Below are 21,944 nucleotides of genomic sequence, written 5' to 3'. Positions count from 1 at the left end.
CGTTTTCAAGTTCCCAACGGCACATCTGCGCCATGAACAATTTTGAGCTGGCCGCTGGGAACGAAGAATACGCCGTTCCGCAAGAATGCGACCTGAAATGGAGCTTTGGAGCGCCGCTTCCAACCGTTGTCCAATGGGAGTCCGGCACCCGGCTCTTCTTCTATCTGCGGGGGGATCGTGATGAGGTCGGCTCGATTTCCTTCTTACAGTGCATCGCGACCCGGTTCGGCCCGCCCGGTGAAGAGGGCCATTACCTCTATGGCAAAGGTTGGGAACCTTACACCTTCCTTCGCGTGGTCGAGTCGGAATGGCTAAGGCGAGAAATCGGCGCTGACTCGGGCCTGACTCACTATATTTTGCCGTTTCACGACACCACATTCGAGTGCTTGGCGCTTTCGTTTCGAGAACGCCGTTACGAGGGTTCGATCGGCGACGCGGTGAACGCGATGATGGAGGAAGATTGGTAGACGCGTCCGCGATTTTGGTCTGGACGCATCTCAGTCGTTAGCCCGCCTCCGCGATCCACTTCGCCGCCGTCTCGCCGTCCCAATCCATGTCGCCGGACACCCGCCAGACTTCCTTGCCCTGCGCGTCGTAGAGGATCGTCGTCGGCAGGTTGACGCCATAGCCGGTCGAGAACTTCACATCGGGGTCGAGATAGGGCTGGAGCGCGGTGAATTTCGCCTTTTCGAAGAAGGGCGTGACCTTGGCCGCGCCGTCGAGGTCCTGGCTGATCACCAGCACCTGGAGCTTGTCCTTTTCCCGCACCGCGAGTCGGTCGAGCGTCGGCATTTCGCGCACGCATGGCGCGCACCAGGTGGCCCAGAGGTTGACCAGCAAAGGCTTGCCGCGGAACGCCGCCAGCGTCACCGGCTTGCCCGCGGGATCGAGGAAGCCGTAGTCGGGCGCGGCCTCGCCCTGCTTGCTGCGGTCGACCGTGCCGACGCGTTCGGGTTCGTCGGACGCATTGTCGGCCGCAGCCGTGCTTTCGGCGGCGACAGTTGCGGTTGCTTGCGGCTGCGGTTGCTTGCCACTATCGCAGCCGGCAATTCCAAGGCCCAGTATAAGGAGAAGCGCGATCGTCGAGCGCAAGGGAAGCTCCAATTCCATGTGGGGCGGGCGCTTTTCCGAAGGCCCGTCGTCGGTGATGCGTGAGATTAACGCATCCATCCCGTTCGACAAGCGAATGTGGGCGCAGGATATCGCCGGATCGAAGGCGCATGTCGCGATGCTGGGGCAGCAGGGCATCGTGTCGGTGGAGGACGCCGCGACGATCTCCGCTGGGCTCGACGCGGTTGCCGAAGACTATGCGCGCGATGGGGTGCCGGAGGATCTGGCGCTCGAAGACATTCATATGCTGACCGAATCGCGGCTGGCGGAGAAGATCGGGCCGGTTGCCGGGCGGCTGCATACCGCGCGCAGCCGCAACGATCAGGTCGCGACCGACTTCCGCCTGTGGGTGCGCGATGCGACCGATCAGGTGCTAGCCGCGCTCGACGCGCTGCAGGACGCGCTGTTGGCGCGGGCGCAGGAGCATGCCGACAGCGTGATGCCGGGCTTCACGCACCTCCAGAGCGCGCAGCCGGTGACGCTGGGGCATCATCTGATGGCCTATTTCGAGATGGTCGGCCGCGATGTCAGCCGGTTCAGCGATGCACGGGCGCGCGGCAATCGCTGCCCGCTCGGGTCGGCGGCGCTGGCGGGTACGGGCTTTCCGCTCGACCGGGACATGACGGCGGCGGCGCTGGGCTTTGACGGGCCGACGCGCAATTCGCTCGATGCGGTCAGCGATCGCGACTTCGCGCTCGATTACCTGATGGCGGCGGCGCAGTGTTCGCTGCACCTCAGCCGCCTTGCCGAAGAGTTCGTGATCTGGGCGAGCCAGCCGTTCGGCTTCGTCAAGCTGAGCGACCAATGGTCGACCGGCAGCTCGATCATGCCGCAGAAGCGCAACCCCGATGCGGCGGAGCTGGTGCGTGGGCATAGCGGGCGGATCGTCGGGTGCCTGACCGCGCTGATGATCACGATGAAGGGGCTACCGCTCGCCTATTCCAAGGACATGCAGGACGACAAGCCGCCGGTGTTCGAGGCGCACGACCTGCTCGCGTTGTCGATCGCGGCGATGACCGGGATGGTCGAGAGCGCGGCATTCCGCACCGACCGGATGCGCGGCCTCGCCGAAAGCGGCTTTGCCACCGCCACGGACCTTGCCGACTGGCTGGTGCGCGAAGGGGGCATCCCGTTCCGTGAGGCGCACCACATCACCGGCCGCGCGGTCGCGGCGGCGGAGGCGAAGGGGGTGCGGCTCGACCAACTGGAGCTGGCCGAATTGCAGGCGATTGACGGGCGTATCGACGCGCGCGTGTTTGACGTATTGACGGTCGATGCTTCGGTGGCGAGCCGGATGAGTTTTGGCGGCACGGCCCCGGCGCGGGTGCGTGAGGCGATTGCAGCCGCCCGGGCTGCAAGAGGAGAATGAATATGCGAACCCTGGTGGTCTTCACGGCGCTTCTGCTGGCCGCATGCGGCAATCGGGGCGACCTGAAACCGGCCGCCGGGGAGTCGCTGCCGCCCAAACCCTTTGGGGCGGTGGCCACGCCGGCACCGGCAGACCTGACGAAGGCGCCGCCCCAGACGCGACCGACGCGCAGCGACGAAGTGCTGCGCAGCTCAGAAGAACGGCGCAGCGACGAATTCGACCTGCCGCCGCAATAAGAAGATCATCATGGACCATTTCAATCGCAAGAACGGCGTGCTGCACGCCGAGGACGTCGCCATTCCCGCCATCGCCGCGGAAGTGGGCACGCCCTTCTATGTCTATTCGACCGCGACGCTGGAGCGGCATGCGCAGGTGCTGAAGGCGGCGCTTGCCGATCTGCCGCGCGTGCATATCGCCTTTGCGATCAAGGCCAATCCGAACCTTGCCGTGCTCGGCGTGCTCGCGAAGCAGGGCTATGGCGCGGACGTCGTGTCGGGCGGTGAACTCAAGCGCGCGCTGGCGGCGGGGATGAAGCCCGAGGACATCGTGTTTTCGGGCGTCGGCAAGACGCGCGGCGAGCTGCAGCTGGGGCTGGACGAGAATATCGGCCAATTCAATCTGGAGCTGGAGGAGGAGGGCGAGGTCCTCGCCGACCTCGCGCATGCGCAGGGCAAGACCGCGCCGGCGGTGCTGCGCGTGAACCCCGATGTCGATGCGGGAACGCACGCCAAGATTTCGACCGGCAAGGCGGAGAACAAGTTCGGCGTCGCGATCGACCGCGCGCCCGCGATTTTCGACCGGCTGGCCAAGCGCCCGGGCATGAACCTGCGCGGCGTCGCGATCCATATCGGCAGCCAGCTCAAGACGCTCGCCCCGCTGGAAGCCGCCTACAAGCGCGTCGGCGAACTGGTCGCGCAGCTGCGTGCCGCCGGGCACGAGATTACCCATGTCGACCTCGGCGGCGGACTTGGCGTTCCCTATGAGCCCGATGACAAGGTCTCGACCGCCGACGAATTCGGCGCAATGGTCAAGCGCGTCACCGCCGACTGGGACGTGACGCTGATGTTCGAACCGGGCCGCTTTATCTGCGGCAATGCCGGGCTGCTCGTCACCGAGGTGATCTGGGTCAAGCCGGCGAGCATCAACCCCTATGTCATCGTCGATGCGGCGATGAACGACCTTGCCCGCCCGGCGCTGTACGACGCCTATCATGCGTTCGAGGCGGTCGAGCCCAATGGCGAGAAGTTCGTCGCCAATATCGCAGGTCCCGTGTGCGAGACCGGCGATACCTTCGCGATGGGGCGTGAGATCGATCTGGTGAAGTCGGGCGATCTGGGCGTGTTCCGCACGGCGGGCGCGTATGGCGCGACGATGGCGTCGACCTATAACAGCCGCGCGCTGGTGCCCGAGGTGCTGGTGTCGGGCGACAAGTTCGCGGTGGTTGCCGACCGCATCCAGCCCGAAACGATCATGGGGGCCGAGCGCGTCCCCGAGTGGGTGCGGTGAAACGCTCCGGCCTGCCCGTCTTTGTGCGCCTGGACGGGCGGCCGGCGATTCTGGTGGGCGACGGCGCGATGGCGGAGGCCAAGCGCCGCTTGCTCGAACGCGCAGGCGCAGTGATCGTCGGCGAGGATGCGCCCGCGCAGATCGCGCTGGTCGCGTGCGAGGATCCCGAGCCGGTGGTCGCGCGGCTCAAGGCGCGCGGGCTGCTGGTCAATGTCGCCGACCGGCCCGATCTGTGCGACTTCACCCTGCCCGCGATCGTCGAGCGCGATCCGGTGACGATCGCGATCGGCACCGGCGGGGCGTCGGCGGGGCTTGCCGCAGCACTGCGCCAGCGGATCGAGCCGCTGGTCCCGGCTGGCCTTGGTGCGTTCGCCGATGCGCTGGCGGCGGCGCGCGGGGCGATGCGTGCGCGCTGGCCCGATGGCGGGGAGCGGCGGCGGGCGCTGGGTGCTGCGTTGAGCGGGCCGCTCGATCCATTGCAGGCGCAGGATCGCGAGGCGGTCGCCCGCTGGATCGCCGGGTCCGATGCACCGGGCGACCGGACCGAGACGATCGTGCTTTCCTCCGCCGATCCCGATGACCTGACACTGCGTCAGGCGCGCTGGCTGGCGCAGGCGGATCGCGTGACGCATCGCGTGGATGTTCCCGCCGCGATCCTCGACCGCGCGCGCGCCGATGCCGATCGGATGCTGTGCGATGTTGCGCCACAGGGCTTGCCGGGCCTGACCGTCGATGTTGCAACCGCGCGATGAGTGGGTTTGCCTATCGGGTCATGGCGCAAGCCGTCGAGGAACTGGCGCCTCGCGACGCGCTGGGAAGCAACGCGGCGTTTGTGTGGATCCACCTCACCTCGCGCGATGAGGAGGTGCAGGCATGGCTGCGCGATCATGCGGCGCTCGACCATATCACCATCGACGCGCTGACCGCGCTGGAGACGCGTCCGCGCTGCGAGCAGGTCGACGGTGCCGCGCTGCTCAATTTACGCGGCATGACGCAGGCGGAAATGGCGAGCAGCGATCCGCTAGCCTCGATCCGGCTGCGCGCCGATGGCAGCCAAGTGATTTCGGTCACGCGACTGCCGCTCGACGCGCTGGACGCGGCGCGCAGGGCAATGGAGGCCGGGCAGATCCGCGACGCGGGCGACCTGATCGCAACGCTGGCGACCGCGATCACCGAACAGCTCGATCCGCATGTCGCGCAACTGGGCGATTCGCTCGACGATTGCGAGGAAGCGCTCGACCCGCGCGCGGCATTCGAGCTGCGGCGGGGTGTCAGTCATGTCCGGCGTCAGGCAATCGGCTATCGCCGCTTCCTGTATCCGCAGCGCGCCGCGCTGGAAAAGCTGGCGGGGCTGCCGGTGACGTGGCTGAGCGATGAGGACCGGCTGCACATCGCCGCCGCCGCCGATCGCGCGGCGCGGATGGCCGAGGAACTGGAGAGCATTCGCGAGCGCGCGGCGCTGATCCACGAAGCGCTGACCGATCTGCGCGCGGAAATCATCGATCAGCGTTCGCTGTTGATCGCGGTGGTGGCGATGATCTTTCTGCCGCTGACCTTCATCACCGGGCTGTTCGGGATGAATGTCGATGGCATTCCCTATGCCCGGCATCCCGAGTCATTCTGGGTGATCAGCGGGTTCAGCGTCGCGGTTGCGGCCCGAGTCGGCCTGTGGTTCGTCAGGCGGCACTGGTTCCGCTGAGCCGCTCGACCCGCGCGCTGAGCGCATCGATCGACCCCAGCAATCGCGCGCGATCGGCGCGGGAGACGGCAAGTTCGCTGCGCGTTTCACCGAGTTCGATCGCCCGCGCCGCAATGCGCGCATCGAGCGAGGCGACGGTGCGCTTCAATTCCGCGATCCGCCCCGCCCGGTCCAGCGTGCGTTCGATCCGCGCATGCAGCACGTCGAAGTCAAACGGCTTGGCGAGATGGTCGTCGGCGCCGGCAGCTAGTGCATCGACCGCGCCGCGCGAATCGTCGAGCGCGGTAATCATGATGACCGGCAGGTCGGCGGTGTCGGGCGCGGTGCGAATCTCGGTCAGGGTGTCGAGGCCGGACATGCCCGGCATCACCATGTCGAGCAGAACGAGGTCGAACCCGCGTCCGGAAATCAGGTCGAGCGCCTCGCGCCCGCTTTGGGCGAGCACCACCATATAGCCCATTGCGCCGAGCCGCCCGCCGATGACGTGCAGATTGGTCCGGCTGTCATCGACGGCCAGGATCGTGCGCGTGCCGCGCCGGCGCGAATCGGCCGTGGGGGTGGCGGTGTTCACCATGACGCCAGCTTATGCCGGGTGCGTCACGATCGGGTTAATGGTCCGCTGACACGCCTAGCGTTGCAGGAACCAAAGCATCTGTTCGACCATCATGCGCAGTTGCGGATCGGCGTCGTCGAGCGGATCGCCGGGCGCGCCCATGTTGATCGCGACGCCAAGCGGCGTCGGCCAGCCGCGCAGGGCGTGGACCACGGTGCGCAAGGCCGACATGGTCGACACCGCCGCCTGCCACCCGCCTGCGGTCGCGACCATGCCGACCGGCATCCGGTCGAAATAGACGCGCGCGTCACCCCGCAGCAGTTCGACATAATCGAGCGCGTTCTTGACCAGCCCCGACAGCGTGCCGTGATAGCCGGGCGAGCCGATCACCAGCGCATCGGCGCTGCGCAGGACATCGACGAAGTGCGTGACCCTGGCGTCCGGCACCGGGTCGCACAGCTCATAGGGCGGAAAGTTGATCGCCTCTCCGGTCAGCAGCGTGGTGCGTGCGCCGGCGTCTTCCGCAATCGCCAGACAACGCGCCAGCGCGCGCCCGGTGCTCGATTCGGGGCGCGAGGTTCCGCCAAGGGCGACGATGTGCGGCTTGCTCATGGCGCGGGGCTAGCGGAAACCAATGGGATGGGCCACCCTGAACGCGCGGGTCGGCAACGGAGGGACGGGGGTGCAGACAACAGGACCGCTTGCGGGCGTTCGCATCGTCGAGATCGACGCGATCGGGCCGGTGCCGTTCGCCGCGATGCTGCTCGCCGATCTGGGCGCGGACGTGGTTCGCATCGTCCAGCCCGATGCCAGCGCGAGCATGATCGTCCCCAGCCTGTATCGCGGGCGGCGCGAGCTGGAGCTCGACTTCCGCCACCCGGCGTCGATCAGCGAGCTGCGCGACCTGATCGACCGCGCCGACGGGTTGATCGAGGGGATGCCGCCGCGTTCGATCGAGGCGCTGGGGATCGGCCCCGACGCGTGCCGGATGCGCAACCCGCGGCTGGTCTACGGCCGGGCGAGCATGTGGGGGCAGGACGGGCCGATGGCGGAGCGGCCCGGCAGCGACATCAATGTGCTGGCGCTGAGCGGCGCGCTGCACGCGATCGGCACGCCCGACCAGCCAGTGGTGCCGCTGACATTGCTGGGCGACCATGCCGGGTGCGGCATGTTTCTGGCGCTCGGCATGGTCAGCGCGATTTTGGGGGCGCAGGCGAGTGGCGAGGGGCGGATCGTCGATGCCGCCGCATCCGATGGCGTCGGCACGCTGATGGCGCTGACCCAGAGTCTGGCGGGCAGCGGGCGCTGGCTCGACCGGCGCGAGGCCAATCTGGTCGATGGCGGCGCGCCCTTTTACCGCACCTATCGCTGCGCCGATGAGCGGCATGTCGCGGTCGGCGCGATCGAGCCATCGGCCTTTGCCGATCTGTGCGCGGTGCTGGGGCTGGAAGCGTCGAAGATCCCGCAGTTCGACCGGGCGGGGTGGCCGCACATGGCGCGTGAATTCGCGCGGCGCTTTGCCAGTCGGACGCGCGACGAATGGGTCGCACGCTTTCCCGATGGTGCGGCCTGCGTCACGCCGGTGCTGAGCCTGGCCGAGGCCGCGCGCCACCCGCATGCGCTCGCCCGGCGCCCGCTGGCAAGCGGACCGGCCGGCGGGCCGACCGCGCCACAATTCAGCCCGCGCGCGCCGTCTGCGGCTCCGGCGGTGGTGACGAGCGTGGGGGAAATGCTGGGGCGGTGGGTGGATTGAGTCGAAATCTCTCCCCTCCCTGAAAGGGAGGGGTTGGGGGTGGGTGCGCGCGTCTGCGCGCTCCAAAGACTCAAGACGTCGCGGCAAAACAGCGCCGTGCGAGGCATCGAGACTCGCTCGTCGCTAAACCCTCCCCTTGCCCCTCCCTTTCAGGGAGGGGGAAAAGATGGTCACGCCGCCCGCGCCGCGCTCCACGCGCCGGCAATTTCTTCGAGATCATCCGCAACCGCGCGGAAGGGCGTCGGATCGCTGCCGATGCTGGCGTGGAGGATCTGGTTGCGTAGCCCGTGATAGAGCGTCGCGAGCGTGCGCGACACCTCGCCACCGCGTTCGAAGTCCAGCCCCCCCTCCAGCGCGAAGAGGATCGCGGTGGCGCGGGCGATGCGCTCGCTCTTGACCGGGAACTGGCCGTTCTCGGTGGCGAAGGCGGCGGAGCGGAGCGCGGCGATGCACTCCTTGTACATCAGCTCGACCAGCTGGTGCGGATCGGCGGCGGCCGTCCGCCCGACCGCATCGATCGTGCGATAGGTGGCGGCGGCGTCGGTGGAGAGGCGGATCGGGCGGGTCATCGCATCAGCTCTGCTTGTTCCAGGCTTCGACCTGCGATTCGAGGAAGCTCATCGTCGATTTATAGACCGCGACCTTGGCGTCCATGCTGGCGAACTGGCGGGTCATGCGTGTGCGGGTGTCCTCGACCTTGGCCAGCACATCGGCCTTGTCCTCGTCGAGGTCGGCCTTGGCGCGGGTGTAGTTCGCCTCGCTCGCGCCGAGCCCGCGCGTGGTGCTGGCCGCAGCGGTGGAGATTGCGTTGAGCGCGCCGGCGACGCCGTTTCCGGTGGCGTTGGTGCCCACGGGTTCGGCGAACAGCCGCTCGACCGCCTGCGGATAGTCGACCAATGCGCGGCTGAGCGCGGCGGTGTCGACGCTGAGCGTGCCGTCGCGTTCGGTGCGGATGCCGATCTGTGCCAGCGTCGTCGGCTCCCCCGCCGCGCCGGTCGCGACCTGCGCGATCGTGATCTGCTGGAGCTGGCGCTTCACCGCCTTCGCCGCCGCATCGCCGCGTAGTGCGCCGTCGAGCGGGTCGAGGTCCTTGTTCAGCGCTGAAAACACCTCGTTATAGGTCGCGACGAAATCCTGCGCGGCCTGGAGCAGCGCATTGGTCGGCAGCGTCTTGCCGATCGTCACCACCGTACCCGGCTGGGCCGAGGCGAGTTCGAGGCGCACGCCGGGGACAAGGTCGCCGATGCTGTTCGAATCGCGGCGCAGCGCGATGCCGTCGATCGCAACGATCGCATCGGACGCGGCGCTGCCGATGGTCGTGCCGGTCGCGCCGATGCCGACATTGAGCGCGGACAGTCCTTCATGGCCCGGCGTTTCGGTCGCGGCCAGAGTGAAGGCGCGCGCCTCCCCGCTCGCGCCCTTGACCACCAGCCGCGCGCCGCCGCTGTCGGTGACGACCGATGCGGTGATCCCCGCCTTGGCCGCGTTGATCGCGGTAGCAATGCCGTCGAGGCTGCTATTGTCCGGGCCGATGGTGATCGCGACCGGGGCGGCGGTTCCGGCGGTGAAGCCGGTCATTGCGCCATCGGCGACAGTCCCGGTGCCGAAGGTGAGCGTCAGCGTCCCCTGCCCGATCGTGGCGGTGCGGTCGGTGACTGCAGCGGTAGCGGCGCTTTGTGGCGCGGCGAGCTGGCGCACCTCGACCTTGGCGTTGAGCGTGGCGAGGTTCGCGCTGGCGAGGCGGGTGACGCCGAGGATGCTGGAATGCGATGTCGTTGGCTGGGTCGCGAGCGTGCCGCCGCGCGTAAGGTTCGACAGCGCGGTGGCGAAGCCGGTGAGGTTGCTCTTGTGCGTCGCCGCCGCCGTGATCTGGGCGGTCAGCGTCTCTTCGCGCTTGGTGAGCGCGGCATTCTTCAGCTCGAACTGCGCATCGACCAGGCTCTGGACGAGCGCGGTCGTGTCGATGCCCGACCCGGTGCCGATCGTTTTGGCAATCGATTCAATGGCCACGGTCACAATCCCCCATGCCTTGAAGAACGGCCATCACGGCTTGCCCTTAAGGCCGATTTGCACGCCATTTTCGTCGAACAGGGCAGTTTCCGGAACCTTGACCGACGGCATTCCCCCGCCCGCGCGCTTGTCGAGGCCGAATACGAACGCCAGCACCGTCGCGACCGCGAGATAGAGGTCGTCGCGGATCTCCTGATTCTCGCGGCTGGTGAAGTAGAGTGCGCGGGCGAGCGGCGGCAGTTCGATCCGGGGCACCGCGAATTCGTCGGCCAGCTCGCGGATTGCGAGCGCAATCTCGCCGCGGCCCTTGGCGACCACCACCGGCACCTGATCCTTGCCCTGATCGTAGCGCAGCGCGACCGAGAAATGCGTCGGGTTGGTCAGCACGACATGCGCGGTGGCGACACTCTTGCGCAACCCGCCCTTGGCAATCTCGCGCTGGCGCTGACGGCGATGGCCCTTGGCCTCGGGCGAGCCTTCGGTTTCCTTATATTCGTCCTTCACTTCCTGCAGGCTCATCTTGAGCCGCTGCATGTGGCGGAAGATCTGGATCGGCAGGTCGACGCCCGCGATCAGTAGCAGCCCCCCGGCCATCACGATGACAAGCGTCGCGAAGGTATCGCCCAGCGATTTCACCGCCGTGCCGAGGTCGGACGACACCAGCCCCATCGTCATCGGCGCCGCCCCCCACAGCATCCACGCGCCCATCCCGCCGAGCAGCACGACCTTGAGCAAAGACTTGCCGAGTTCGATCCAGCCGGTCGGGCCGAAGATGCGCTTGAGGCCGGAGCCGGGATTGATGCGGTTGCCCTTGGGCGCCATCAGCTTGCCGTTGAAGCGCAGCGAGCCGAGCGCGGCCTGGCTCAGCACCGCGCCGCCGAAGGCGATGGCGAGCAACGCGCCCATCGACGGGGCGAGCTTCCACCCGGCGGTGGCGAGCGGCTTCCACGGCTGGAAACTTTCGATATCGGCGCGGCCGAAGCTGAAGCTTGCCGCCATGACTTCACGGATCGCGCCGAGCAATTGCGGCCCCATCAGGATCATCCAGCCGCAGCCCAGCAGCATGATCAGCGCCGCGCCAAACTCGCGCGATTTGAGCAGGTCGCCGTCGTCGAGCGCTTTTTGTTTGCGCTTGGGTGTTGGTGCTTGGGTCTTTTCGCCCGCCGTCTCAGCCATCAGCCGAGCCCTCCGAGCACAAGCGTCTGTGCGGCGTCGAGCGCCTCACGCACGATGACGAGCATGTAATCGCCCATCGCGGGCATGCCGGCGAGCAGCGCGAGGACGCCCATGGCGAGGCTGGCGGGAATGCCGATTGCGAACAGGTTGAGCGCGGGGGCCGAGCGTGAGAGCATGCCGACGACGATGTTGAGGCACAGCAGCAGAAACCCGACCGGAAGCGCGAGCAGCAGCCCGGCGAGGAAGGCATAGCCGCCGAACAACACGATGTTCATGAGCTTGCCCGGCGCGAGCCAGGCGCCGCCCGGCGGCAGCAGCTCGTACGAGCGCACGATCAGCTCGACCAGTACGAGATGCCCGTCGACCGCGAGGAACAGCAAGGTGAGCAACACGGTCAGGAACTGGCCGAGCGCGGGGGTCGACTGGCCGGTCTGCGGGTTGATCGCGGTGGCGAAGGACAGGCCCATCGACACGCCGATCACCTCGCTCGCCACCAGCGGCGCGGCAAAGGCGATCTGAAGGATGAAGCCGAGCGCGAGCCCGACCAAAGCCTCCGCCATCACCATCAGGATGGTGTTGAGCACGAAGACGTCGCCCGGCACTGCAACCGGTGCGGCCTGCATCGACAGGATCGCGACGGCGGCGGTCAGCAGGATGCGAACGTTGAGCGGCACCGCGACGGCGCCGAACACCGGTGCGGCAAGAAACGCCGCGCCGACGCGCACCATCGTGAACAGCAGCGCCCAGAGCTGCGGCTCGATCGCGAGGCCGAAGCCGAGCATGTCAGTGGATGCTGACCGACGCGGGTGCCCAGCGCGTGCGGCGCGCATCGCCGCGCGGCGCGGCGGGCACGCGCACAAAGGGATGCGGCAGCTGCGGCGGCGATGCGGGGACCGGGGCGAGCGTCACTTCACCAGATCCGGGATGCGTTCGAAGATCGTCGTGGTGAAATCGCCGATCAGCGTCAGGATCATGCCGCCGAAGATTACCAGGCTGACCCCGACGATCGCGAGCTTGGGCACGAAGGTCAGCGTCTGTTCCTGGATCGACGTCGCCGCCTGAATCATGCCGAGGATCAGGCCCGACAACAGCGCCGGGATCAGGATCGGGGCCGAGGCGAGCGCGAGGATCCACATCGCTTCGCGCGCCACGGAGAGGAAGTAATCTGCGTCCATCTTTAATCCTTTGCGGCACCGGCCCGCTCCCCCACCCGGCCACCCATAGGGTAGCTTGGCTGGGTGGCCGGGTGGGGGAGCGGGCCGGTGCCGTGCATTGGGTCCGGCTATCCTGAGAAACTTGAAGCAAGGCTGCCCATCGTCAGTGCCCAGCCATCGACCAGCACGAACAGCAGCAGCTTGAACGGCATCGAAATGATCGTCGGCGACATCATCATCATGCCAAGGCTCATCAGCACGGTGGCGACGATCAGGTCGATGACGATGAACGGCAGGAAGATCAGGAAGCCGATCTGGAACGCGGTCTTGAGTTCGCTGGTGACGAACGCGGGCAGCAGGATCGAAAAGGGCGTGTCCTGCGGATTGGCGATCGGGCCGGCCTTGGCGATGCCGGCGAACATGGTGATGTCCTTCACCCGCGTCTGCTTGAGCATGAAGGCGTGGAGCGGCTTGCCCGCTTCCTCGATCATCTGCGTCGCGCCCATGCGCCCTTCGGCATAGGGCTGGATCGCGGTGCGGTTCATCTGTTCGATCGTCGGCGCCATGATGAAGAAGGACAGGAACAGCGACAGGCCGATCAGCACCTGGTTGGGCGGCGTCTGTTGCAGCCCGAGCGCCTGGCGCAGGATCGCCAGCACGATGATGATCCGGGTGAAGCTGGTCATCATCAGCAGGATACCCGGCAACACCGTGAGCAGGCCCATGATGATGAGCACTTGCAGCGACAGGCTGAGCGGCGCGTCGCCGCCGCCTAGCTCGCCCAGCGCGCGGTCGATTGCGTCGCCTGCTCCGGGAGTCGGCGCTGCAGCCGGCGCGGCGACGGGCGCAGCGGCGGCGGCTTCCTGTGCGAACGCCGGAGCGACCGCGAACAGCGCGAGTGCCAGCGCGCCGAGCAGGAGCATGAGGTGGCGCAGCATCGGGCTCATCCGTCGATCCGGTCGATCAGGGTCACGCCGTTGCGGCTGACCGAAACGAGCAGGCGCTTGCCCTCGACCTCCAGCACCGCGATGCGGGTGCCGGTCGACACCATCATCGTCTCCCGCACCTTGAGCATCCGGTCGCCCTGATTGCCGGGCAGCCGCGCCTCCAGCTTGCGCCAGAGATAGAGGCAGCCGATCAGCAGGCCGCAGACGAGCGGCAGCAGCACGACCAGCTTGAGGATGTAGGACCACATCATGGTCGATCAGCTCCGCTTTTCGGGCGCGACCAGCTCGGTCATGCGCACGCCGAACTTGTCGCCGACGGTGACCACCTCGCCTCGCCCGATCAGCGTGCCGTTGACGAACACGTCGAGCAGTTCGTCAGCCTCGCGATCCAGCTCGATCACGCTGGTTTCGGCCAGCGCGAGCAGTTCGCGCAGCGTCAGCGTGGTCGATCCGATCTCGACGGTCAGCTTGACCCCGACATCCTGGAGCAGATGGAAATTGGCGGCGGCCGCGGTCTCGGCGGCGAAGCTGCCGGTCATGTCGTTCATCGTGCGTCCTCAAGCTCGGGGGAATCGAAACGGGTCAGGCGAATTGCGGCACGGCCATTGGCGGTGCCGACGGTGCCGCTGCCGATGCGGCGCGGGCCGACCATCACCGGCACATCGGGGCCGAAGCTGATCGGAATGACGTCGCCGGGCTTGAGCGCCATCAGCATCGATGCGGAGACGATCGGCTCGGCCAGGACCGAGCGGACCGGCAGGCGCACGCCGAGCGCGGCGCGGGTCAGCGCGTTGCGCCATTGCGGCTCAACCTCGGGCTCGCCGCCGATCACCTTGGCGGTGAGCGCGGGGCTCCACGGCTTGAGCGCGCTGACGGGGTAGAGAATGTCGATCCAGTGCGGCTTGGCACCACCCTGTGCGATGCCGATGCGCGTCACGACCATCGCGTCGCCGCCGTCAATCTCTGGCGCGACCGAAAGCGGGGTGGGCGCGGGGACGAATGCGAAGTCGATATCGGCGAGCAGTTCCCATGCCGGGCGCAGCTGCGCGGCGAGGCTGTCGGCGATGCGGCAGAGCAGGGTTTCGGCCGATCCGGTGAAATCGACCGGCATCGGCTGGGGCGCTTCGCCATCGCCGCCGAAAAAGCGGTCGAGCATTTCATAGGCGAGCTTGCCGTCGATCAGGATGAAGGCGCGGCCGCGGCCCGGCGTCATCGCCAGCGGCAGCCACGCCGTCAGCCCATCGGGACGCTCGGCGCGGTAGTCGGCGTGGCGCTGCACCGACAGCGGTTCGGCCCAGACGCGCAGTCCTTCGCCGAGCAGCGGCTCGAACACAGGCTTGAGCGACTTGGCGAGGCGCGCGGTCAGATGCTGGACACCGTGCAGGTCGCCGAACGGGTTGAGGTTCGCGGCCCCCAAAGCGGGCGCGTGTTCGGCGGCGGCACGCGGCCGCTCGCGCCGATCCGACGCAGTTCCCTGAAGGGTCATCTCTGAAGGGCCGTTAACCATGCCCGTTCACTGAACGATGAAATTGGTAAAATAGACGTTAGCAATCCCGCCAAATCCCTCTTTTTCCTTCAGAACGGCGTTGATTGCGGCGGCGAGGCGCTTTTGCAGGCGGGTTTTGCCGTCGGCGGTGAAGACATCGTCCTCCGCCGTCTCGCCCAGCGCGAGCAGAATCGCCGAGCGCACGGCGAGTTCGTGCGTCTTGAGATTCTCGATGACGCGGCTGTCATAGGGGGTCGAGATCGCGACCCCGACCTGCACGAAATGCACGCTTTCGCGCAGGTTGGAGGTGAACTCCTTCTCCATCTGATAATAGCTGGAGGCATATTTATCGCCGCCTTCGCCCTTTGGCGTCGGCTTGCCCCCGCCCTCGGCCGCCTCTTCACCTTCCTTGGCGGCGGCGCGGACTTCCTCGCTCTTGGGGACAAGGCGCGGGGCGTCCGCATCGGCGCTCTCGCCCTGCGCGCCGCTGCCGCCGATCAGGCCGGAATTGGCGGCATAAAGCCCGCCGCCGACGCCGCCGCCGATCAGCACGACCAGGCCGGTGCCGATCATCAGCCATTTCATCATCCCGCCCTTTTTCTTCGCGGGCGCTTCGGTGGTTGCGGTTTCACTCATGGATGGTCCCCCTCAGGATGGTTCAGGCGACCCGCGCGTCGGACGCGGTGCCGGTGGCCGCGCGCGCCGATGTCGGGCGGGCGGATGTGGATGGGTGATTCTGCTGCTGCTGCTGGCCGCGCTCGCCGCTGCCGCCATCGACGCTCGACTGGCCAAGCTTCAGCCCGCGCGCTTCGGCGAGTTCGGCAAGGCGCGGCGCGGCGTCGGCGAGCAGCTGGCGGGTCGCCGGATTCTCGGCGGTGAAATGCACCTGGATGCGGTCGCCATCGCGGCGGATCGAGACATCGACCGTGCCGAGATTCTCGGGCGCGAGGCGGATGCGCGTGTCGGCCGCCTCGACGCCATCACGCAGCGCGGCGATCCGCTCGATCATCTTGCCGGTCCAGTCGTCGCGGCTGAGGTCGAGCGGGGCCTGATCGGTCTGTGCGGTCGCCTGCACCGTGGTGCGCTGGACTTCGAGCGAACGCAGCAGCTGGATCTCGGGGCTGGCCGGGTCGGCGGCGACTGTGGTGGTTTCAAGCGGCTCGACCAACGGTGCGGCAAGCGCAGCCGCAAAGACCTGCGCGGCAGGTGCGGCCTGCACGACCAGCGGCGGCGGCGGTGCTGCGGCAGGGCGCGGTGCGATGTCGGGTGCCGCAGCGATGGCGCGGTCGATCCGCCCCTCCGCCGCGGCGACCCCGCCCCCGGCGGCCGGCTCGGCCTGGGCCGGAACCGGATCGCGCCAGGTGCGAAGCGGGGTGGAAACTGTCGGCGCCGTCGGAGCGGCAGGGGCCGATGCGGGCGAGGCGGCGAACGCATCGCCATCCGCTGCGCCTGCGGCCTCGGCAGGGAGCGGCGCTGCCTCGCCGATCTCAACGGGCAAAGCGGCGGCGTCGACCGGGTCTGCAATCGGCCCATCGATGTGCGCGCTGGGTGTCCCGACCGCGACCCGTGCGGGCAGCGGCGTTTCGAGCGGCAGCAGAACCATGCCCTCCGGCATCCACGCCAGCAGCGCTTCGTCTTCGTCAGTGTCGCCGTCGGCCACCCCATTGCCGGGGACCGGCAAATCCTTGCCGCTCCCGGCAACCGGCTTGCCGATCGTCGGCGCGACACCCGGCATGGCGCGGTCGAGCGCGAACTTCAGGTCGAAGCGCCCGGAAGCGGCGTGCGGCGCGGCGCGCGGCGCGCGGACGGCTGGGGAATGCGTGAGGGCGGTCGAGGCGAGCAGGTCGGTCACAGCGGGCGAAACTCCTTCGCCCGGTAGTCAGCAAGGATCGTGCCGTTTTCTCGGGATGGCCGGCATATCCTCCAGCGCGCGCATCGCGCGGCGGGCGGCATTGGCCTCGGCACGCTCGATCAGCTTCTCGATCGCGCTCTGATCGCGCTTTGCTTCCTGCGTGGCGCTACGCGCATGGGCGAGTCCGCGCTGGGCATCGGCGACGCGGCGTTCGGCGGCGAAAGCGGACTGGTGGAGCCGCTCGCGATAATGCGCGGCGGCGATCAGGCTGGTGGCGCTGCCCGGAAGCGGGGCGGGCGCGGGCGCGACGCCCTGTGCCAGCGATTCGATGCGGGCACGCAACGCCTGTTCGGCGGCGACCTTCTCGCGCGCCGCAACCTCGCTCGCGCGCACCATGTCGAGCTGGAGCGTGCGGACGCGGTGCAGGCGGCCGAGCTTCTGGGCGTGTTTGTCAGGCATCGAACATCATCAATTCCTCCCCGGCACGGGGAGGTGGCAGCGCGCAGCGCTGACGGAGGGGGCCCGAGGCATCGGACTCCCTTGCCTCGGGCCCCCTCCACCAGCCTTCGGCTGGTCCCCCTCCCCGTTCCGGGGAGGATTTTATCAGGTCACGCATCCCCGAACACGCCGACCAGTTCGGTCACGGCTTCGTCGAGGCTGACCGTCTCGTCATAGGGCTGGCGGATATAGTCGAGCACCGTGTCGTGGCAGGCAATCGCCGCGTCGATCTGCGCATCCGCCCCGGCGCGATAGGCGCCCATCAGCACGAGATCGCGATTCTCTTCGTATGTGGCGAGGTGGCGGCGCAGCACGCGTGCGGCGGCGACGTGCCTCTTGTCGGCAATGTCGGTCATCACGCGGCTGACCGATGGCCCCAAGTCGATCGCGGGATAGACGCCGCGTTCGGCGAGCGCGCGGCTGAGCACGATATGGCCGTCGAGGATCGAGCGGGCGCTGTCGACCACGGGATCGTTGCCGTCATCACCGTCGGCGAGCACGGTATAGATTGCGGTGATCGACCCGCCGGTGTGGACGTCGGTCCCGGCACGCTCGATCAGGCTGGGCAGCATCGCGATTGCCGAGGGCGGATAGCCGCGCGCGCTGGCGGGTTCGCCGAGCGCCAGGCCGATCTCGCGCCCGGCATGCGCGACGCGGGTGAGTGAATCCATGATCAGCAGCACCTTCTTGCCCTCGTTGCGAAAGGCTTCGGCGATGGCGGTCGCGCGCAGTGCGCCACGGATGCGCAGCACCGGCGAGTGGTTGGCGGGGACCGCGACCACGACCGATCGCGCACGCGCCGCGCCCGCGACCTTGGTCTCCAGGAAATCCGAAACTTCGCGCGAGCGCTCGCCGATCAGGCCGATGACGATCACGTCCGCCTTGGCCGCGCGGACCATCATGCCGAGCAGCACTGATTTGCCGACGCCCGATCCCGCCATGATGCCGACGCGCTGCCCCTGGCCGATCGTCAGCAGGCCGTTGATCGCGCGCACGCCGACATCCATCGGCTGAAGCACGCGCCCGCGGTCGAGCGGCGACTGGATCTTACCGGCGAGCGGCCATTTGCCTGCGCCACGGATCGGGCCGAGCCCGTCGATCGGCTTACCCGCGCCATCGACGACGCGACCGAGCAGCGCCGCACCAACCTCCGCCTCGCCCGGAGGCCCGACCGGGCGCACCGGGGCGTTGGGGAGCAGGGCGGCCGGACCGCCCAGGTTCATCAGCAACGTCCGGCCGCCGCGAAATCCGATCACTTCGGCTTCGACGCGGCTCTCGCCCGTCCCGATCGCGCAGACCGTACCCACGGGAAGCGAGAGGCCGACCGCCTCCATCAGCAACCCGTCATAGGAGGACAGGCGGCCCGACACCTTGGGCTGCGGTCGAAATCCGCCGCCGGCAAGGCCGACGAGATAGTCAGCCGTGAAATCGTTGAACATGCGCCCTCAGATCGCGGGAGGAATCGGCACGCGGTCGATCGCGTGGGCGAGCTGTTCGAGCCACAATTCGGGGCCGTCCTCGACAATGGTCGAGGCGCTTTCGATGATGAACGCGCCGCGCGCGAGCTGGGCATCGCCGATCGGGAAGACGTTTTTGGGAAGATGGTCCTGCACCAAAGCGACGTCGTCGGGGTGCAGCCGCAGCATCGCCGATTCGGCGCTGTCGGCGAGCAGGTCGGTCGCGACCGCGATCCGCTGTGCCAGCACGTCGGGCGCAATCCCCGCCTCACCGATCATGCGGGTGACAAGGTGGAGCACGGTCTGCCGCAGATGCCCGGCCATGCGGGTGCGGTCGAAATGCGCCCCGCGTGCCAGCGCGTCGCTGACCTGCGCGAGCAACGCGGCCTGTTGCGCCGCCGATGCGTCGGCCTCGGCCCGGCCGGCGGCGAGTCCTTCGGCATAGCCGGCGGCGCGCGCGGCGGCGACCGGATCGACGAACGGGGCGGGCTCAGCCGGAGCGCTCGCGGCCTCGAACATGTCCCAGCCTTCGGTGGGCTTATGCCCCGGCGCTTCGGGCGCGAAGTGGCGCGGCGTGGCGGGCGGGCGCGGCGCGATGGCGCGCGCGGCGAACGCGTCGGGCGGGGCAAAGGCGCGCTTGAGCGCGTCGGCGATCCCGTCGCTGCGTGTCGCGAGGCCGGGGACGAAACTAGACATAGTCGTCGTCTCCGCCGCCGCCCGGCATGGTGATCGTGCCGTCCTTCACCAGCTGGCGCGCGACCGCGATCATCGCCTTTTGCGCGTCGAGCACTTCGGCCATCTTCATCGGGCCGCGCGCTTCCATCTCGTCGCGGATCGTATCGGCCGCACGGCTCGACATGCACGCGAGGAAGCGGGTGCGCGCCGCTTCGTCAACGCCCTTGAGGCTGCGGACCAGCACGTCGCTGTCGATGTTGCGGAGCAGGGTGCCCATATTCTTGTCGTCGAGCTCGAGCAGATTGTCGAAGACGAACATCGCCTCCTCGATCGCACGGGCGATCTCGCGGTCGATCTTGGCGAGCTTGGGCATCACCTTCTGCTCGGTGATCTTGCGCGCCGAGGACATGATCTTCGCCGCCTCGCGCGTGCCGCCCATCTGGACGCCGGCAACGCGCTTGGGCTGACCGGCATGGCGTTCGAGCAGCTGGGTCAGCGTCGCGATCGCGTCGGGCGTGACCGGCCCCAATCGCGCGACGCGGCGCAGCACCTGCGGCTGGCTCGCTTCGGGCAACATTTCCAGCACCTGCGCGGCGACGGCGGGGTCGAGATGCGCCAGCAGCACGGCGGCGATCTGAGGATGCTCGTCCTCGAGCATCCCGGCAATCTCGGTCGCGTCCATCCAGGCGAGCGCAGTGATCGATTCGGCGGGTTCGGGCGGCAGGATGCTCGCCAGCACCGCGCCCGCCCGCTCTGGTCCCAATGCGCGGGTGACGACGGTCTCCAGCTTGGGGCGCGGATCGAACTGGATCGCGCTGCGCTCCTGCGCACGGCCGGTGAAATCGTCGAGGACCTGCGCCATTTCCCACTCGCTGACATCGGCAACCGCCATCATTGCGCTGCCCAGCTGACGCACCTCGTCGGGATCGAGCTTTTGCAGGATCGCGGCGGCCTCTTCGTCGCCGACGACCATCATCAGCACGGCGGCGCGTTCGACTCCGGTGAACCGGCGCGGGGCGTTCATCTTACTGGCCCTCCGTGCGGATCATGTCGCGCACGGCAAGCGCAGCGCGCGCGGGATTGTCGCGGGTGAAATCGCGCACCAGTCCCACGCGGTCGCCGAGCGACAGGCCCGATCCGGCCAGCATCTGCGGGCTGACCGGGGTCGGCATCTGCACGCCATCGGCAGCGCCCATCGGCACGCCGGGGGGACGCGTATCGTCACGGCGGCGCATCAGCGCGCGGGCGAGCGGACGCACCCCGAGCAGCAGGACGAGCAGCGCGATCACCAATGCGGTGACGTTGCGCGCGACCATCGCGAACCATGGCGTTTCGTAGAAGGGAATACCCGCCACCGCAGCGTCGGCATTGGTGCTGAACTTGCGGCTGACCACCGTGACCTGATCCTGGCGCGCGGTGTTGAAGCCGACGGTTGCCTTGACCAGTTCATCGATCTGACGAATCTCGACCGTGCCGCGCGGCTTGCCCGGCTCTTCACGCAGCAGCACCGCGACCGAGAGGCGCTTGATGCTGCCCGGCATGTTGCGGGTTACCGAAACCTCGCGGCCATTGCTGTAGCTGCGGGTAAAGCTGTCGCTCTGCTTCATGCCCGGCGCGGCGGCCGGAGTCGCGGGCTGGCCCGGCTCGGCGGGAGTTGCGGCGGTCGGCGCGACAGCGGCGCTGGGCGTCGGCGCGACAGCGGCGCTGGGCGGCGGCGCGACATTCGACAGCGCGCCGGGGATGCCGCCGGGCGCAGACGCACCGTCGCGCGGCGCACCGGTCCAGTTGCCCTGTTCGGCGCGCACCACCGTGCCTTCCTTGTCATAGCTTTCGCGCGTCGCCTGGCTTTCGTCGAGATCGACCTCGGCCTGCACCTCCGCGCTGAAATTGCCCGCCCCGAGCAAGGGAGTGAGCAGCTGAACCAGCTGTTGCCGCACCTTGTCCTCGACGCGGTTCTGGAAATCGATGCGCGCGTCGCCGGCGCTCGATTCCTGTCCCGATTTGCTCAGCAGCGCGCCCATCTGGTCGACGATGGTCACCGCATCGGGCTTCATCCCCGGCACCGACGAGGCGACGAGGTTGACGATCGAGCGGACCTGCGCGTCGGACAGGCTGCGGCCGGGCTGGAGCTTGACGATCACCGATGCGCTCGGCTCGGCCTTGTCGCGGACGAACACGCTGGCTTCAGGCGTGGCGAGATGCACGCGCGCCTCGGCCACGGTGTCGATCGCGCCGATCGAGCGGGCGAGTTCGGTCTCGCGCGCCTGACGCAGCCGCTCGCCCTCGACCGCCCGGCTCGCGCCCATCGGCAGGTTGTCGAGCAAGGCATAGCCGCCGGGTGCGGCCTTGGGCAGATCCTGCCCGGCGAGCAGCATCCGCGCCTTGTGATAATTATCCTCGGCGACGGTGATCGAACCCGATCCGTCGATGCCGTTGGCGATGTTCGCCGCGTCGAGCGCCTGCGCGACCGCCGCCTTGTCGCTTTCGGGCAGATTGGCGAACAGCACGCGCTGGGGCGGGGTCGACAGCGCCATCCAGGCGAGCGCCGCAGCGGCGATCAGGCCGAGCATGAACACCAATGGCAGGCTGCGTTTGACCGCAGGCTGGGCGAAGATGTCGCCCATCTGGCGGAGCGGATTGGCCATGCCGCCGCGGGGTGCGGGGACGGGGGCGTCGGTGGTTGCGATGGCGTTGCTCAT

The 21,944-nt window shown here is 68.2% G+C and carries 27 protein-coding genes; 7 read left to right on the top strand and 20 right to left on the bottom strand.

What is annotated here, in order from left to right; translation table 11 throughout:
- Window positions 1–32: 32 nt before the first annotated feature.
- A complete protein-coding gene (locus VGN66_RS02335) occupies window positions 33–467 on the top strand; it encodes a hypothetical protein (RefSeq protein WP_327517235.1) in 435 nt (144 codons plus the stop codon).
- 37 nt (window positions 468–504) lie between these two features.
- Here VGN66_RS02335 and VGN66_RS02330 read toward each other — a convergent pair whose 3' ends face one another.
- Entirely contained in the window at window positions 505–1,092 is a 588-nt protein-coding gene (locus VGN66_RS02330) for a TlpA disulfide reductase family protein (protein WP_327517234.1), read from the bottom strand.
- A 16-nt stretch (window positions 1,093–1,108) separates the two neighbouring features.
- Here VGN66_RS02330 and argH point away from each other — a divergent pair, with 16 nt between their 5' ends.
- From argH to VGN66_RS02305, 5 genes are read left to right on the top strand one after another with little or no spacing between them, the layout of a single operon-like run.
- On the top strand, window positions 1,109–2,479 hold the full coding sequence (gene argH, locus VGN66_RS02325) for an argininosuccinate lyase (protein WP_327517233.1): 1,371 nt from the start codon (window positions 1,109–1,111) through the stop codon (window positions 2,477–2,479).
- A gap of 2 nt (window positions 2,480–2,481) precedes the next feature.
- A complete protein-coding gene (locus tag VGN66_RS02320; RefSeq protein ID WP_327517232.1) occupies window positions 2,482–2,715 on the top strand; it encodes a lipoprotein in 234 nt (77 codons plus the stop codon).
- A 10-nt stretch (window positions 2,716–2,725) separates the two neighbouring features.
- The gene (gene lysA, locus VGN66_RS02315; RefSeq protein ID WP_327517231.1) at window positions 2,726–3,985 is read left to right on the top strand and encodes a diaminopimelate decarboxylase; all 1,260 of its coding nucleotides are present in this window, start codon (window positions 2,726–2,728) and stop codon (window positions 3,983–3,985) included.
- Window positions 3,982–4,737, top strand: a complete 756-nt coding sequence (locus tag VGN66_RS02310) for a precorrin-2 dehydrogenase/sirohydrochlorin ferrochelatase family protein (protein WP_327517230.1) — start codon at window positions 3,982–3,984, stop codon at window positions 4,735–4,737. Before lysA ends, VGN66_RS02310 begins: the two co-directional genes overlap by 4 nt.
- Window positions 4,734–5,684: a CorA family divalent cation transporter gene (locus tag VGN66_RS02305; RefSeq protein ID WP_327517229.1), complete on the top strand. Its 951-nt coding sequence runs from the start codon at window positions 4,734–4,736 to the stop codon at window positions 5,682–5,684. The genes VGN66_RS02310 and VGN66_RS02305 overlap by 4 nt, the downstream gene beginning before the upstream one ends.
- Here the strand turns inward: VGN66_RS02305 and VGN66_RS02300 are convergent.
- Both VGN66_RS02300 and VGN66_RS02295 read right to left on the bottom strand, forming a co-directional pair.
- Window positions 5,662–6,258: a response regulator gene (locus VGN66_RS02300; protein ID WP_414713170.1), complete on the bottom strand. Its 597-nt coding sequence runs from the start codon at window positions 6,256–6,258 to the stop codon at window positions 5,662–5,664. The genes VGN66_RS02305 and VGN66_RS02300 overlap by 23 nt on opposite strands.
- Window positions 6,259–6,312: 54 nt before the next feature.
- Entirely contained in the window at window positions 6,313–6,849 is a 537-nt protein-coding gene (locus VGN66_RS02295; RefSeq protein WP_327517227.1) for an NAD(P)H-dependent oxidoreductase, read from the bottom strand.
- A 70-nt stretch (window positions 6,850–6,919) separates the two neighbouring features.
- Here VGN66_RS02295 and VGN66_RS02290 point away from each other — a divergent pair, with 70 nt between their 5' ends.
- Window positions 6,920–7,990 (top strand): CaiB/BaiF CoA-transferase family protein, encoded by a 1,071-nt coding sequence (locus tag VGN66_RS02290; RefSeq protein ID WP_327517226.1) that lies wholly within the window; start codon window positions 6,920–6,922, stop codon window positions 7,988–7,990.
- A gap of 170 nt (window positions 7,991–8,160) precedes the next feature.
- On the opposite strand, the gene fliS is transcribed toward VGN66_RS02290, so the two are convergent.
- From fliS to fliF, 17 genes are all read right to left on the bottom strand, one after another.
- On the bottom strand, window positions 8,161–8,559 hold the full coding sequence (gene fliS / locus VGN66_RS02285; RefSeq protein WP_327517225.1) for a flagellar protein FliS: 399 nt from the start codon (window positions 8,557–8,559) through the stop codon (window positions 8,161–8,163).
- 4 nt (window positions 8,560–8,563) lie between these two features.
- Window positions 8,564–10,000, bottom strand: coding sequence for a flagellar filament capping protein FliD (gene fliD, locus VGN66_RS02280; protein ID WP_327517224.1), 1,437 nt, complete (start codon window positions 9,998–10,000; stop codon window positions 8,564–8,566).
- 33 nt (window positions 10,001–10,033) lie between these two features.
- Window positions 10,034–11,176, bottom strand: coding sequence for a flagellar type III secretion system protein FlhB (locus VGN66_RS02275; RefSeq protein ID WP_327517223.1), 1,143 nt, complete (start codon window positions 11,174–11,176; stop codon window positions 10,034–10,036).
- A complete protein-coding gene (fliR, locus tag VGN66_RS02270; protein WP_224922005.1) occupies window positions 11,176–11,958 on the bottom strand; it encodes a flagellar biosynthetic protein FliR in 783 nt (260 codons plus the stop codon). The genes VGN66_RS02275 and fliR overlap by 1 nt, the downstream gene beginning before the upstream one ends.
- 1 nt (window position 11,959) lies before the next feature.
- Window positions 11,960–12,085: a hypothetical protein gene (locus VGN66_RS02265; protein ID WP_263622513.1), complete on the bottom strand. Its 126-nt coding sequence runs from the start codon at window positions 12,083–12,085 to the stop codon at window positions 11,960–11,962.
- A complete protein-coding gene (fliQ, locus tag VGN66_RS02260; protein ID WP_224922004.1) occupies window positions 12,082–12,351 on the bottom strand; it encodes a flagellar biosynthesis protein FliQ in 270 nt (89 codons plus the stop codon). Before fliQ ends, VGN66_RS02265 begins: the two co-directional genes overlap by 4 nt.
- A 107-nt stretch (window positions 12,352–12,458) precedes the next feature.
- Complete coding sequence (fliP, locus tag VGN66_RS02255) at window positions 12,459–13,268, bottom strand: flagellar type III secretion system pore protein FliP (protein ID WP_327517222.1); 810 nt, start codon at window positions 13,266–13,268, stop codon at window positions 12,459–12,461.
- A gap of 5 nt (window positions 13,269–13,273) precedes the next feature.
- Window positions 13,274–13,525, bottom strand: coding sequence for a flagellar biosynthetic protein FliO (locus VGN66_RS02250; protein WP_224922002.1), 252 nt, complete (start codon window positions 13,523–13,525; stop codon window positions 13,274–13,276).
- Between the two features lie 9 nt (window positions 13,526–13,534).
- On the bottom strand, window positions 13,535–13,825 hold the full coding sequence (fliN, locus tag VGN66_RS02245) for a flagellar motor switch protein FliN (protein WP_224922001.1): 291 nt from the start codon (window positions 13,823–13,825) through the stop codon (window positions 13,535–13,537).
- On the bottom strand, window positions 13,822–14,763 hold the full coding sequence (locus VGN66_RS02240) for a FliM/FliN family flagellar motor switch protein (protein ID WP_327517221.1): 942 nt from the start codon (window positions 14,761–14,763) through the stop codon (window positions 13,822–13,824). Before VGN66_RS02240 ends, fliN begins: the two co-directional genes overlap by 4 nt.
- A gap of 27 nt (window positions 14,764–14,790) precedes the next feature.
- Entirely contained in the window at window positions 14,791–15,399 is a 609-nt protein-coding gene (locus tag VGN66_RS02235) for a flagellar basal body-associated FliL family protein (protein ID WP_327517220.1), read from the bottom strand.
- A gap of 22 nt (window positions 15,400–15,421) precedes the next feature.
- Entirely contained in the window at window positions 15,422–16,615 is a 1,194-nt protein-coding gene (locus VGN66_RS02230) for a flagellar hook-length control protein FliK (RefSeq protein ID WP_327517219.1), read from the bottom strand.
- 27 nt (window positions 16,616–16,642) lie between these two features.
- Window positions 16,643–17,074: a hypothetical protein gene (locus tag VGN66_RS02225; protein ID WP_327517218.1), complete on the bottom strand. Its 432-nt coding sequence runs from the start codon at window positions 17,072–17,074 to the stop codon at window positions 16,643–16,645.
- A gap of 149 nt (window positions 17,075–17,223) precedes the next feature.
- Complete coding sequence (locus VGN66_RS02220; protein ID WP_327517217.1) at window positions 17,224–18,552, bottom strand: FliI/YscN family ATPase; 1,329 nt, start codon at window positions 18,550–18,552, stop codon at window positions 17,224–17,226.
- 6 nt (window positions 18,553–18,558) lie between these two features.
- Complete coding sequence (locus tag VGN66_RS02215) at window positions 18,559–19,266, bottom strand: FliH/SctL family protein (protein WP_327517216.1); 708 nt, start codon at window positions 19,264–19,266, stop codon at window positions 18,559–18,561.
- Window positions 19,259–20,269 carry a flagellar motor switch protein FliG gene (gene fliG / locus VGN66_RS02210; RefSeq protein ID WP_224921994.1) on the bottom strand — a complete coding sequence of 337 codons (1,011 nt, stop codon included), beginning with the start codon at window positions 20,267–20,269 and terminating at the stop codon, window positions 19,259–19,261. The genes VGN66_RS02215 and fliG overlap by 8 nt, the downstream gene beginning before the upstream one ends.
- Before the next feature lies 1 nt (window position 20,270).
- The gene (gene fliF / locus VGN66_RS02205) at window positions 20,271–21,944 is read right to left on the bottom strand and encodes a flagellar basal-body MS-ring/collar protein FliF (RefSeq protein ID WP_327517215.1); all 1,674 of its coding nucleotides are present in this window, start codon (window positions 21,942–21,944) and stop codon (window positions 20,271–20,273) included.

It is taken from the genome of Sphingomonas sp. (assembly GCF_035998645.1).
Classification (GTDB): Bacteria; Pseudomonadota; Alphaproteobacteria; order Sphingomonadales; family Sphingomonadaceae; genus Sphingomonas.
The sequence above is the reverse complement of the archived record's forward strand: the minus strand, read 5'-3'. Positions and strand labels throughout refer to the sequence as shown.